This is a genomic window from Streptomyces sp. NPDC048196 (assembly GCF_040652715.1).
In the GTDB taxonomy this organism is placed as follows: domain Bacteria; phylum Actinomycetota; class Actinomycetes; order Streptomycetales; family Streptomycetaceae; genus Streptomyces; species Streptomyces siderophoricus.
The window spans coordinates 214985-228619 of sequence record NZ_JBEZMM010000004.1; the positions used below are offsets into that span (position 1 = coordinate 214985).

At 72.2% G+C, this 13635-nt stretch carries 9 protein-coding genes; 2 read left to right on the forward strand and 7 right to left on the reverse strand.

The window, feature by feature from the left end:
* Nucleotides 1–94: 94 nt before the first annotated feature.
* The 5 genes from AB0E02_RS07705 to AB0E02_RS07725 form a co-directional block, all read right to left on the reverse strand.
* A complete protein-coding gene (locus AB0E02_RS07705) occupies nucleotides 95–1642 on the reverse strand; it encodes an RNA polymerase sigma factor (protein ID WP_030799015.1) in 1548 nt (515 codons plus the stop codon).
* 402 nt (nucleotides 1643–2044) lie between these two features.
* Nucleotides 2045–3046: a FadR/GntR family transcriptional regulator gene (locus AB0E02_RS07710; protein WP_362137097.1), complete on the reverse strand. Its 1002-nt coding sequence runs from the start codon at nucleotides 3044–3046 to the stop codon at nucleotides 2045–2047.
* Between the two features lie 751 nt (nucleotides 3047–3797).
* The gene (locus AB0E02_RS07715; RefSeq protein WP_362137098.1) at nucleotides 3798–4613 is read right to left on the reverse strand and encodes an NUDIX domain-containing protein; all 816 of its coding nucleotides are present in this window, start codon (nucleotides 4611–4613) and stop codon (nucleotides 3798–3800) included.
* On the reverse strand, nucleotides 4610–6610 hold the full coding sequence (locus tag AB0E02_RS07720; RefSeq protein ID WP_362137099.1) for a glycogen debranching N-terminal domain-containing protein: 2001 nt from the start codon (nucleotides 6608–6610) through the stop codon (nucleotides 4610–4612). Before AB0E02_RS07720 ends, AB0E02_RS07715 begins: the two co-directional genes overlap by 4 nt.
* A 215-nt stretch (nucleotides 6611–6825) precedes the next feature.
* Nucleotides 6826–8091 (reverse strand): DUF4192 domain-containing protein, encoded by a 1266-nt coding sequence (locus AB0E02_RS07725; protein WP_362137164.1) that lies wholly within the window; start codon nucleotides 8089–8091, stop codon nucleotides 6826–6828.
* A 540-nt stretch (nucleotides 8092–8631) separates the two neighbouring features.
* Between AB0E02_RS07725 and AB0E02_RS07730 the strand changes: the two genes are divergently transcribed.
* Entirely contained in the window at nucleotides 8632–10797 is a 2166-nt protein-coding gene (locus tag AB0E02_RS07730) for a RecQ family ATP-dependent DNA helicase (protein ID WP_362137100.1), read from the forward strand.
* 289 nt (nucleotides 10798–11086) lie between these two features.
* A complete protein-coding gene (locus tag AB0E02_RS07735) occupies nucleotides 11087–11794 on the forward strand; it encodes a hypothetical protein (RefSeq protein WP_362137101.1) in 708 nt (235 codons plus the stop codon).
* 193 nt (nucleotides 11795–11987) lie between these two features.
* Here AB0E02_RS07735 and AB0E02_RS07740 read toward each other — a convergent pair whose 3' ends face one another.
* Nucleotides 11988–12635 carry a hypothetical protein gene (locus AB0E02_RS07740; RefSeq protein WP_362137102.1) on the reverse strand — a complete coding sequence of 216 codons (648 nt, stop codon included), beginning with the start codon at nucleotides 12633–12635 and terminating at the stop codon, nucleotides 11988–11990.
* A 66-nt stretch (nucleotides 12636–12701) separates the two neighbouring features.
* Nucleotides 12702–13403: a ribonuclease HII gene (locus tag AB0E02_RS07745; RefSeq protein ID WP_030412890.1), complete on the reverse strand. Its 702-nt coding sequence runs from the start codon at nucleotides 13401–13403 to the stop codon at nucleotides 12702–12704.
* Nucleotides 13404–13635 lie beyond the last annotated feature (232 nt).

Here is a 13635-nt window from a genome sequence, read left to right on the forward strand (position 1 = left end):
AAACGGCTGCGCCCCGCACCCGGACGGCGGCGAGCCCGGCCCCTCCCCATTGGAGAGACCGGGCTCACGGCGCTGTACGGGCCGGGCGGTTCGACTAGTCGAGGTAGTCCCGCAGCACCTGGGAGCGCGACGGGTGACGCAGCTTCGACATCGTCTTCGACTCGATCTGACGGATCCGCTCACGCGTGACGCCGTAGACCTTGCCGATCTCGTCCAGCGTCTTCGGCTGGCCGTCGGTGAGACCGAAGCGCATGGACACGACGCCGGCCTCCCGCTCCGAGAGTGTGTCCAGAACCGAGTGCAGCTGCTCCTGCAGGAGCGTGAAACTCACTGCATCGGCGGGCACGACCGCCTCGGAGTCCTCGATCAGGTCACCGAACTCGCTGTCGCCGTCCTCACCCAGCGGGGTGTGCAGCGAGATCGGCTCGCGGCCGTACTTCTGGACCTCGATGACCTTCTCGGGGGTCATGTCGAGTTCCTTGGCCAGCTCCTCCGGGGTGGGCTCGCGGCCCAGGTCCTGGAGCATCTGGCGCTGGACGCGGGCCAGCTTGTTGATGACCTCGACCATGTGGACGGGGATGCGGATCGTACGGGCCTGGTCGGCCATGGCGCGGGTGATGGCCTGGCGGATCCACCACGTCGCGTAGGTCGAGAACTTGTAGCCCTTGGTGTAGTCGAACTTCTCGACCGCACGGATCAGACCGAGGTTGCCCTCCTGGATCAGGTCCAGGAAGAGCATGCCGCGGCCGGTGTAGCGCTTGGCCAGGGAGACCACCAGACGGAGGTTGGCCTCCAGGAGGTGGTTCTTCGCCCGGCGGCCGTCCTCGGCGATGATTTCCAGCTCACGCTTGAGCTTCGGCGCGAGCTTGTCGGAGTTCGCCAGCTTGTCCTCGGCGAACAGGCCCGCCTCGATGCGCTTGGCGAGCTCGACCTCCTGCTCGGCGTTGAGGAGCGGGACCTTACCGATCTGCTTGAGGTAGTCCTTGACCGGGTCGGCGGTGGCGCCGGCCGCGGCGACCTGCTGGGCGGGGGCGTCGTCCTCGTCGTCGTCGGAGAGGACGAAACCGGCGTTCTCCGGAGTGTCGGCGCCCTCGGGGCCCTCGCCCTTGCCGGGCGTCGGGGTCTCCTCGGTCACCTCGTCGTCGAGCAGCTCGTCGACGTCCTTCTTGGCCGCGGTCTTCTTCGCGGTGGCCTTCTTGGCCGTGGTCTTCTTCGCGACCGTCTTCTTGGCGGTCGCCTTCTTCGCCGCTGCCTTCTTCGCAGGCGCGGACTCGGACTCACCGGCCGGGTCCGCCGCGGGGGCGGTGGCGGCGGCGGTGGTCTTCTTGACCGTGGCGGTCTTGGCCGCGACGGTCTTGGTGGCGGTGCGCTTCGCCGGACTCTTCGCTGCGACGCTCTTGCGGGTGCGCTTGGGCGCCTCTGCGGCACTGACCATCAGCGTCACACCCTCCTCGTCGAGGATCTGGTTGAGGCTGCGCAGAACGTTCTTCCACTGGGTTGGCGGAATCTGGTCAGCCTCGAAGGCCCGACGCACGTCATCGCCGGCGATCTGCCCATCTGCCTTTCCCCGCTCGATGAGCGCCATCACAGACTCGGACTCGGCGATCTCCGGCGGGAGCGTACGGGATGTGCTGGCCGACACGAACAACCTCTCGGAACGATGGAAACGGCTTCCGACCCCGTCCAGTGTGGATCGGAGCCGACGACCGCCGGTGGGGATGGACCGACGGCGCAGGGGCAACCGGGGAGTTGAACAGCGTCACGAACGCCGCTCGTATTCCCTCCTCGGCTATCACCTCTTAAGTCATCGCGCTTCCCGGGAGAGCGTTACGCCCAATCTGCGTGGCCCGAGTCACACCCCATAACGACCCATTCCCTGTCATATGACATGCAATCCTCCCGAGATCTGCCGCCGGATCCGGTCGACGCCCCGGATCCGGCGAGCGTGTGCGCCTCCGCCGCGTACGGCGTGCCCGGCCCGAGGGGGTACGCGGGGCACGGGGCCGCGCGGCGCCTACGTTCCGTACGCGGTCGGGTACGGCCTTCAGTGCTCGCGGGGCGCGGGGACGACGTGGTCCACGGGCGTCCCGGAGCCGTGGCCGACCACCTCGCCATGGGCGGCGAGGAGCTGGCGCATCGCGGATTCGGCCGCCGTGGCGTCGCCGGAGCCGATGGCGTCGACCACCCTCATGTGCTGGCCCACGGACGTCTCGACCGGCCGCTCACAGCCGCCGGCGGATCCGCCGGAGACGTGCAGGGCGGAGGAGACGATGCCGGAGAGGTGCTCCAGCATGCGGTTGCCGGCGAGCTGGAGCAGCAGGGAGTGGAACTCCGCGTCGGCACGGCCGAAGGTCATGGTGTCGCCCTGGGCCGCGGAGTGGCCCATGATCTCGACCATGTCGGCCAGCCGCTGCTGGATGTCCTCCCGGCCGTGCCCGGCGGCGAGCCGGGCGGCCAGCGGCTCGATCGTCCAGCGCAGCTCGCACAGCTCCCGGCGCTGGTCGTCACGCTGCGGCCCGTAGGCGCGCCACTCGATGATGTCGGGGTCAAGGAGGTTCCAGTCGCTGACCGGCCGCACCCGGGTGCCCACGTTGGGGCGGGCGCTCACGAGCCCCTTGGCCTCGAGGACGCGCAGTGACTCACGGACGACGGTGCGGGAGACCTCGAAGCGCTGGCCGATCTCCTCGGGGACGAGCGGACGGTCGGCGCCGAGATCGCCGGAGACGATCATCTGGCCGAGCTGCTGGACGAGTTGGCCGTGCAGGCCGCGGCCGCGGCTGCCGGCCGCGCGCCGGCCGACCCGGCCGATCTCGGCCTCGGAGCCGTCCCAGACCTGCGGAACGCGCTCGGCACGCTCCGGGCCGGCCGTGCTGCCGGTGTTCGCGGCGTTGGCGGCGTTGGCGTAGGGGTAGCGGTCAAGCTCGCCCGGGCCTGCGAGGCCGGTGTCGCCGGGGCGAGCCGCGGTCATCATGGTGTGCGCAAGGGTACTCACGCATCCTTTGTCGGCGACACCCTGAACACCCTTGAGGTCTTTGGTGAAAAGCACACGAAAGGGTGATCGCCCCCCATCTCTGAATTGACGCTTTATCGGAAGGAAATGCGCTGCCCAGGGCGAGTTATGGACAGCATGCGCAACAACAGGGCGTCAAAACAGGCGCCTTACTCGACCGGAACGGAGAGCCGCAGCGCTCCGTGGCGACATCGCCGCAGGCCAGGGCCGGTTGCCGGCAACGACGGCGCAGTGCCTGCGGATTGAGCCGAACCGCTTCTCACGACCGATATGGCGCGGTCGATTCCGGACCGCCACTTGACGGCCACCGCACAACCACTCCCTGAAATCAGGGAATTTCCCACGCGGAACAGCGGCACCAACGAGCCTCCACCACACCGAATGACGCCCCATTTCGCACCTCGGCTCACGAGGCTCCCCGTGCCACGGTCGTTACGCGGCAGGTGAGTTGAGCAACCCACTCGGGGCGGCGACATCGGGGGGTGCGCCCGGCGGTGACGCCGAGGATGCGGGCGGTGCGAGCGGCGCCGAAGCAGGCCGAGGCGCGACCGGCAGCCGGCGGCCGCACGGACCGCGACGCCGCGAGAGCGGGCCGTCGACAGGCGCGCGGCCGGACGTCGGCCATCGGCGGGACGAGCGGACCCACTCGGACAAGGTATCGGAATATGTCCTATTTTCTTGTAATTGTTCAATCGTGTCGGTTTCCGCGATGCGCTGGGCACAGGAGAGAACAGCGGCCCGTTGTCGCCCTCACCGGATCCACGGCGGACCAGGCCGAAGGTCGTACTCAGACCTCGGGGCGCAGCATCGGTGGGTTGAGCAGCGTCGCGCCGCCGGCCCGGAAGAGCTGCGCGGGGCGGCCGCCCTGACGCGTCGTGGTGCCGCCCGTCGGCACCAGGAATCCTGGGGTGCCGGTCACCTTCCGGTGGAAGTTCCGGGGGTCCAGGGCGACCCCCCACACGGCCTCGTAGACCCGGCGCAGCTCCCCCACCGTGAACTCCGGCGGGCAGAAGGCCGTGGCGAGCGAGGAGTACTCGATCTTCGAGCGGGCCCGCTCCACCCCGTCGGCGAGGATCTGGGCATGGTCGAAGGCGAGCGGGGCCGCCAGCTCGCCCTCGCGGGCATGGGCGTCGTCCGGCTCCAGCAGGGTCTCGACCGGCGCCCAGCGGGCACTATGGGCGTCACCGCCGGCCGTGGGAGCCGGCAGGTCCGGCGCGAGGACCAGATGCGCGACGCTGACGACCCTCATCCGGGGATCCCGCTTCGGATCGCCGTATGTGGCGAGCTGTTCCAGATGGGCGCCGTACACGGGCGTGGGTCCGGCCGGGGTCTGGGCGTGCAGACCGGTCTCCTCTGCGAGCTCCCGGGCGGCCGCTGCCTCAAGGTCCTCGTCGGCCCGGACGAATCCGCCGGGCAGTGCCCAGCGGCCCTGGAACGGCGGCTCACCGCGGCGGACGGCCAGCGCGCAGAGGGCGTGGCGGCGCACGGTGAGCACGACCAGGTCGACGGTGACAGCGAAGGGCGGGAAGGCCGACGGGTCGTAGGGAGGCATGGCGTGATCATAGTCGTCCGCCTGACGATAAACAGGCCCGCAGTACCTCATGAGCCCAGTTGCAGGCCCTCCGCAGCCGCTTCCACCATGCCCATGCCGAGTCTGCTGATCCGTACGGCGAACGGCTGCTCGGCGATGCTCAGCCCGGTGAGCTGCATCGCGCCGAGCGGGGCCGTACCGAGCGGTCGCACGGACACCGTGCCGGCCGGGACATCGGGGCGCAGGCCGGCGAGGGCGACCAGTATGTGCACCGCGCCGGCGGCCGACACCGCTGCCGGGCGGCAGGCCGCCGGGTGTGGCACGGGGGCTCCGTCGGCCGTGCGCTGCTCCCCCGCGTACATCTCCGGGAGTCGGTGCCCGAAGCTCTCCGCGGCATCCAGGATGCCCCTGGTCAGAGCCGCGGCGGCCCGCTCGTGGCCGGCCGCGGTCAGTCCGGCTGCGGCGATCGCCGTTTCGTGCACGCGCACCGCACCGCTGCGGTGGCCGAACGGGTTGTAGCCGCTCTCCTTGGCGCCCAGGCCGCGCAGCCCCCACCCGGAGTCCATGGCCGGACCGCTCAGGAGCCTGGCCAGCTGGTCCGTCTGGGCCGCGTCCAGCAGCCCCGGGGCGAGGGCGCCACCGCCGAGCAGTCCGGTGTCGAGGAGGTGGGCGGCGGCGGAACCCAGGTAGGGAACGGGCCGGCCGTCGGCGGTGAGCAGGGCGGCGGGGCGGCCGCCGGCCCGGTCCTCCAGCCAGAAGTCCCTGCGGAAGCGTGCGCGCAGCTCCGCGGCCCACTCACGCAGCACCGCGGCGTCGGGGGATCCGCAGGCGTCGAGGAGGTCCGCGCCCAGCAGGGCGGCCCGATGGGCATGGGCCTGGGTCTCGCAGCGGTACGGCCCGTCGGGCGCCGGGTCGGGGATGTAGCCGCTGCGGGCGCGGCCCACCGGGTCGGAGACGATCCGCAGCCATCTCAGACACCGTTCCGCGGCGGGCAGCAGCCGTTCAATCTCCGGCTCGGGCAGTCCCCAGCGGCGCGCCTCCGCGAGCACGGCGGGGAACAGCAGGGTCGCCTCGATACCCGTGCAGCTGGGCGGGGCGTGCGGTCCCGCGTCCCGCAGGGCCCCCGGAATTCGGCCGAAATCCGGCCCTGGTGCGGCCTGTTGGCCACGGGCGAGCGCCCGCAGAGTGCCCGCGGCAAGCCGGGTGCCCAAGGGCAGCAGCATTCTGGCGGCCCACAGCGCCTCGGCCGGTGCCAGCCCGCAGCGCCACGGGAACCCGCCCGCGAGATAGACATCAGCGGGCGCGGCCGGGTCCCGCATCGCCAGGCCGTACAGATCGTCCAGACCGGCCGCCAGGAGGGCGTCGGCACGGGGGTCGTCGCACTCCAGCCGGGCGTCCGACCAGGGGCGGGGTGGCCGGTCGGCGCGGGTGCGCGGCGCGAAGGTGCCGCTCCTCGGGCCGGGGATGCGGGCGTCCCCGGCGCGACGGTGCCCGGTGGAGCCGCTGCCCGGTCCGGCGGTCCGCTCCAGCGCGACGCGGAGTTCGATGGTGCGGCGGCCGCCGGCGGGGAGTTCGAGTTCCCAGCGCAGCAGCCCGGCCGAGGCCAGGGCATCCTCGGGCGGCGGATCGGCGGTCACCACCGCGTGCACTCCCGGCGCTGACCAGCGGAGACCGGAGCCGTGGACGGCGGCGCGCAGCTCGGGGCCCGGGAGGCCGACGGCGACGGCTCCGAGCTCCGCCAGGTCGGTCTGCAGATGGATCTCCACCGGCAGCCTGACGGGCCGGGTCGTGCTGCTGAGGAAGGTGATCCGCTCGGTGCCGTCGGCCGTCCGTACCCGCTCCATCCGGATGTCCGGGTCCGGGCCCCGCTCACCGGCTCTGCGGATCGTGCCGACGAACCGGGCCCGGTCGGCGGCGATCATCCGGCCCTGGACGACCAGCGGTTCCCCGCCCGCGACGCGCAACTCGCAGTGGGACAGGACCCGCCGGCCGTCCCGGTAGAAGCCGTCCATGCCCTGGCCGGTCAGCTGCCCCGATGCGGGGGACACCGCGAGGGCCGGCAGTGCCACGCAGACCAGCGAGGAGTGGACGGGCTGTGGTTGAGGAGTCCGGGGTGGCGCCGGACGCCGTTCTTGGGACGGCCGGCGGGCCGGTTGGGTAGTGGGGACGATGCCTGGCACGCTCTGCACTCCCTGGTGACGTCGGGGCTTCGTACGGCCTGCGCCATACAGGTGAACGGTCCGGCCGGCGCCCAGGTCACGCCGGCCGCACAACGACCGGGCGGTCACCGTCGGCTCCGGTCTGCATGACCGCTCCGCCGCCCGCCACGTCCCCCGGTGGTACGCGCCCCGGGGCCCGTGCCGCCGCGGGGTCCCCGGGGGCGGCCGGCTGGCGCGGTCCGGCCGGGCGCCGGGCGCTTGGCGGACGGGGAGCGCTTCGCACCGGAGCTGGGCGCGCAGGCAGCGGCGCTCGTCGCCTCCTGGTGTTGCTCGCGCAGGCAACGGCGCAGTGGTTCCGGGTCGAGCCCCTCGTTGATCGCGCGGTGCAGAAGCTGGGCGAAGGTGTAGTCGGGGTCGAGCGAGAGGGCGCACCCGAGGGCCACCCGCGCCGAGGGGCCGTCCTCCGTGGACCAGCTGACCCATCCGGCCAGGGTGAGCGGCGCCGTGGCGTGCTCGGCATAGCTTCCGGCGCAGCGCCGGGCGAGGGCCCGCCACAGACGGAGGGCGGGGGCGGCGGCCGTGCCGTCCATCCACTCGGCCGCCCGGTCACGGGTGACGCGGTCCTGGAGCCCGAGGATGAGACCGGCCGCCTCGGCGTTGGTGATCAGGGCGTCGTCGCAGGCGTCCCGGGCCCGGTTGCTGCCCGTGGGGGTGTCCTGACGGAAGCGGTGGATCATCGCGGCGGCCAGATCGAGGGTGTCCTTCCGTACGACCGCCGCACCGTCCGGGCGGAGCATCCGGGGCACCAGTGCCCGGGCCGCCGCGTCCAGGGCCTTTTCCTGTTCGACGGCCCGCTGTCCCGTGCGGGGCCGCAGCCTGGCCTCCATGTCCTTGAGCGAACCGCGCACCTGCATGCCGGCGTAGGCCGCCGCCGCTGCCATCACGGACGTGCCCGGCATCACCATCGGGGTGCCGTCCGCGGGGCAGCACCGGAAGTCGGGGCAGCAGTAGGACCAGAAGCGCCCGTTGGAGAGGCAGAGGGCTTCGAGGACGGGGACGTCGAGCGCTCCGCAGGCCGTGCGCAGCCGCTGGGCGAACGGCTGGAGCCGGTCCCTGACGTCCCGGCCGTTCTCGCCCTCCGCGGGTTCCTGACAGAGGTAGACGATGATCGCCGTGGGTCGCGGGGACCCGTCCTGACCGGCCGAGACCAGACATTCGGCGAGTTGGTCGGCGACGTCGGACCACTGCGTCCGGTCCGCCGGAATGCCGAGCCGGACCCGGCCGCCGAACCGTCCGCGCTCACCGTGCAACGCGACCAGCACCACGCTGTCGTCCGGATAGAAGCCCATCAGGTACGGCAGCGCGTCGGCCAGCTCGGCCGGGCTCCGCAGCGTGACCTGGGACTCCGCGGCCGGCTCCGGAAGCGCGTCGGTAGGTGTCGGTACGGAGAGGTGCGGGGTGTCGGTTGCGCCGGTGTGGCGGGCGGTCTCGGTGGGGCCTACAGGGTCGGTGGGCCGGGGATCGACCGGCGCGTGGGAGGACTCGGGAGATTGACGCGGGCCTGGGACCGAGGAAGTGGGAGGGGCCGGTGGGTGGGAACGTGTCGAGGACGTCGGAGGGGTGGCGGAGGTGGGACGGGTGGACGGCGTGGGCGGGGTCGAGGAGGTCGAAGGGGTCGGGGGTGAGGATGTCGAAGGGTTCGGAGGGGTGGGTGCGTCGGAAGGGGGCGGGGGTGTCTCGGAAGTCGCCGGGGACGCCGGGGAGTTGGGGTCGGTGTTGCGCTTGCGCGGTTCGTTCTGCGGATTCATGACTCGAAGATCTCGCGATCGGCCGCTGCGCCGCGACCCCTGTGGATAACTCTGGGTGACGAGTTATCCACAGGCTCGGGCGGGGGTTCGCGCATTGTCAGTGGCATCGGGTTGCATGGGGGCATGAGCAACGAAGATCTGCGTGCCGCAGCCGATGCCGTCCTGACCCGGCTCGTCGGCGATCCCGGCGGTACGGCCCGGCTGCGCGAGGACCAGTGGCGGGCGATCGAGGCCCTGGTCGCCGAGCGTCGTCGCGCGCTGGTCGTGCAGCGCACGGGCTGGGGCAAGTCGGCGGTCTATTTCGTCGCGACCGCGCTGCTGCGCGAGCGCGGCAGCGGACCGACCGTGATCGTCTCTCCGCTGCTCGCCCTGATGCGCAATCAGGTGGAGGCGGCCGCCCGGGCCGGCATCCGTGCGCGCACGATCAATTCGGCCAACACCGAGGAGTGGGACACCGTCCAGGCCGAGGTGGCGGCGGGTGAGGTGGACGTCCTGCTGGTGAGCCCGGAGCGGCTCAACAACCCCGATTTCCGTGATCAGGTCCTGCCCAAGCTCGCGGCGGCGACGGGGCTGCTGGTGGTCGACGAGGCACACTGCATCTCCGACTGGGGCCACGACTTCCGCCCCGACTACCGGCGGCTGCGCACCATGCTCGCCGATCTTCCGCCGGGTGTGCCCGTGCTCGCCACCACCGCGACGGCGAATGCGCGGGTGACCGCTGATGTCGCCGAACAGCTCGGGACGGGTGAGGGCACGGCCGAGGCGCTGGTGCTGCGAGGTCCGCTGGACCGGGAGAGCCTGAGTCTGGGCGTGCTGCCGCTGCCGGACGCCGCGCACCGGCTGGCGTGGCTCGCGGACCATCTGCACGAGCTTCCGGGTTCGGGGATCATCTACACCCTCACCGTCGCCGCCGCCGAAGAAGTCACCGCCTTCCTGCGTCACCGCGGGCACACGGTCGCGTCGTACACGGGCAAGACCGAGAACGCCGACCGCCAGCAGGCGGAGGACGATCTGCTCGCCAACCGGGTCAAGGCGCTGGTCGCCACCTCCGCACTGGGCATGGGCTTCGACAAGCCCGACCTGGGGTTCGTGGTGCATCTGGGCTCGCCGTCCTCGCCCATCGCGTACTACCAGCAGGTGGGCCGGGCCGGCCGTGGGGTCGAGCACGCCGAGGTGCTGCTGCTGCCCGGCCGGGAGGACGAGGCGATCTGGAAGTACTTCGCCTCGCTGGCGTTTCCCCCCGAGGAACAGGTGCGCCAGACCCTCGACGTGCTGGCCGCCGCCGGCCGGCCGGTGTCACTGCCGGCCCTGGAGCCGCGGGTCGAACTGCGCCGCTCGCGCCTGGAGATCATGCTCAAGGTGCTCGATGTGGACGGCGCCGTGCAGCGCGTCAAGGGCGGTTGGATCTCCACGGGCCGGCCGTGGGCGTACGACGCGGAGCGCTATGCGTGGGTGACGCGGCAGCGCGAGGCCGAGCAGCAGGCGATGCGCGAGTACGCGACCACGACCGGCTGCCGGATGGAGTTCCTGCGGCGACAGTTGGACGACGAGGCGGCGGCCGCCTGCGGCCGGTGCGACAACTGCGCCGGGGCACGGTTCACCGCCGAGGTGTCGGCCGCTTCGCTGGATGCCGCGCGCGGTGAGCTGGGGCGTCCGGGAGTGGAGGTGGAGCCACGGCGGATGTGGCCGACCGGGCTGCCGGCCGTCGGCCTCGACCTCAAGGGGCGCATTCCGGCGGACGAGCTGGCCGCGACCGGCCGGGCGCTGGGCCGGCTCTCCGACATCGGCTGGGGCAATCGACTGCGCCCGATGCTCGCGGCGCAGGCACCGGACGGTCCGATTCCGGACGATGTGGCTTCCGCGGTGGTCACGGTCCTCGCCGACTGGGCGAAGGGGCCCGGCGGTTGGGCATCCGGGGAGCCGGATGCTCCGGCCCGCCCGGTGGGAGTGGTCTGTCTCTCCTCGCGTACCAGGCCGCAGCTGATCCGCTCGCTGGCCGAGCGGATCGCGGCGGTCGGCCGGATGCCGTTCCTGGGCGTGGTGACCTCGGAGGAGGACGGTGCCGACACCAGGATTCCGCGCAGCAACAGCGCCCAGCGGCTGCGCGCGTTGCACGGCTCACTCGGCGTACCGCCGCAGCTGGCGCAGAGCCTTGTGTCCGCGGGCGGCCCGGTGCTTCTGGTGGACGACTACGCCGATACCGGCTGGACGCTGGCGGTGGCCGCCCGCCTGCTGCGCCGGTCCGGAGCCGAGGGGGTGTTTCCGCTGGTCCTCGCCGTGCAGGCGTAGGCGATGGTCCCGGGCCTGGGCAGCGGCCGCCCGGTGGCGCCGTGGCCATCGGGAATCCCGACGACTCGGGTCAGGGCCGACGCACGGCTGCGACAGCAGGGAACTTTCGTCACACATGGCGCGATTCCAGTCTCCTGAGGGAATTGCTCGTTGCCCGCATCCCTGTACGACCGCAAGAATTGGAGGTGCTTCCCCGTACCGGCCGTTCCGCGGTCACGCTCGGTCATGCCCTGGTGCTCGGACATCAGGACACCGCCCGATGCGCTGACGCGTGGACGAAGGGAGGACCGTGACCTTCGACTTCGTCCCGCCACCGCGCCTTTCGCCGCCCTCGTCCACCGACCCCGCCGCCCGGCTGGGCCGGATGCTGGAGCCCGCCGAGTGGGCCTCGGCAGGTATACCCCTGCTGCGCAACCCCCGTGAGGTCGTCGCCGGCCTGCACGAGCGGCATCGTCCGGGGGCGTCGACGGCCATCGTGGCGGTGCTCGACCCGCAGGATCGGATAACGGCCAGCGCGTCCTTCACCGAGCCCGCTGCCGCCCCCGACGGCTGGGAGTTCCGCAATGCCCTGCTGGCGCATCTGCGCCGGGTGATCCCGCACGACCTCCGATTGCGGGCCCCGGTCCGGACCGCCGTGCTGCTCTACTGCCGTGACGGGGAACCCCGTTGGACGGAGACCGACGGGGCGTGGATGTGGGGGCTGCGCGACGCCTGCACGCTGCACGGTCTCCGCTGCGGTGCGTACATCGCGCTGACCCCCGACCGCTGGCAAGTACTGGGGGAAGGCCGGGGCGGGCGCCGGCCCAGGTCTTCGTCCAAGGAAAAGCGGCGCACGGAAGCCCGCCGTCCGGGAGCCGGCTTCGCCGCGGCGCGCCGCGCCACTGCGCCACGCCCGGAGGCGCCACGTACGGCCACCGTCGTCGCACAGGGCCGGCCGGCGCCGCGGAGCACCGGCGGCGGGGCTCCGGAGGCTCATCGGCACACGGCGGCCCGCTGAGCACCTCTCGCCGCCGTACGGAAACAGCAAGCCCGCACGAGAACGCCGGCCGTACGCGGAGATACGGCCGTACGAGAAGACGAGAGCCGTAGAAGACGCGAGAGCTGTGCGCGAAAGCAGGGCTGTGGACGTCCCGGAACGCAGGCGAGCCCGACGGCCTCGGGGGCCGACGGGCTGCTGCGAGCCGGAGCGGTCAGACGCCGGCGCCGAGAACGGTGTTGATCCGCTGCGGGTCGCCGCAGACGATCAGCAGCGCTCCGGCGCGGGCCATCGCCGAAGGCAGCGCCCGTGCGGTGGCCTCGTCCGTGTCGCCGTTGACGGCGACGACCACGACGGGACGGCCGGTGGCACGCTCGGCGTCGGCATCCGCGTAGAACACGTCGTCAGCGGCGTCGTGTTGGGCCCAGTAGGACGCCTCACCGAAGGACAGCTCGTGCGCGGCCCACGGGTGGGTCTCGCCCGTGGTGAGCACCAGGATTTCGCCCGGGGCACGCCCCGAGTCCAACAGCAGGTCGACGGCTTCGTCGGCGGCGTCGATGGCACCGGCGGCGGGCGCCGGAATCAGCTGGAGCTGCGCTCCGGCCGTGCCGGTCGTGCCGACCGGGGGCTGCGGGGAGCCGGTGCGCTGCGCCGGCGGAGCGGCGACAGGCCCACGCGGCGGGGCAGCGGGTCCGGGCTTTCCCGGACGGGCGCTGGCCGCGGGAGCACCGCGCGGCGGCGCGGGGCGGGGACCGGGGCCAGGAACAGGACGGGGGGTCGGCGCGGTACGGCCGGCGGCCGAAGTTGCGCGGGGACCCGGGACACTCTCGTGAATCTGAGGCTCCTCGGGGATGAGAGGCATAAAGGGATGTCTATCAAACGTAAGTGCGGGACACGTCATCGGGTACCGAATTGATGCCCGCACCGCTCAGAAGTCGAAGCCGAGTTGGCCGCCGGCTTCCAGAGCGGCTGCTTCGGGGGTGATGCGCACCTTCTTCAGATGCCGCCACCGGGGCAGCGCGTCCATGTAGGACCACGACACCCGGTGGTGCGGCGTGGGTCCGTACTCCTCCAGGGCGATGCGATGGGTCGGCGACGGGTAGCCGGCGTTGGCCGCAAAGTCGAAGTCGGCGTATTCCAGGCCCACTTCGGCCATCATCGCGTCGCGCTGCACCTTGGCGAGCACGGACGCGGCGGCAACCGCGATGCAGGACTGGTCCCCCTTGATGACCGTGCGGACCTGCCACGGCGTGCCCAGGTAGTTGTGCTTACCGTCGAGGATGACCGCGTCCGGACGGACCGGCAGCGCCTCCAGGGCGCGTACGGCCGCGAGCCGCAGTGCCGCGGTCATGCCCAGCTCGTCGATCTCCTGCGGCGAGGAGTGCCCCAAGGCGTAGGCGGTGACCCACTGGCCGAGCACTGCGCACAGTTCGGCGCGGCGCTTGTGGGTCAGGAGCTTGGAATCGGTGAGTCCGTCGGGCGGTCGGCGGAGTCCGGTGATGGCCGCGCAGACGCTGACCGGTCCGGCCCAGGCTCCGCGTCCGACCTCGTCGATCCCTGCAACGATCTTGGCGCCCGTCGTGGCGCGCAATGATCGCTCGACGGTATGGGTGGGGGGCTCGTACGGCATGGCGCCAGCCAGATTACGCCTATTCGGCCCAGCGTTCCGCATCGGATCCACACCTGGCCGCAAACGGTGCCGGTGCGGGAGCGGGCGGCCCACGCGGGTGACCCTACCGACGGGTACGCGAGCCGCCGGCGTGCGGGCCTCCCGGGCCTTCGGATCGTTGCCGTTCGCCTTCTCGGACGCGAGCGGGCAGCGCGAAGTGGGGGGCTCGCGCAGCGCGTTGGCACAGTCCGTA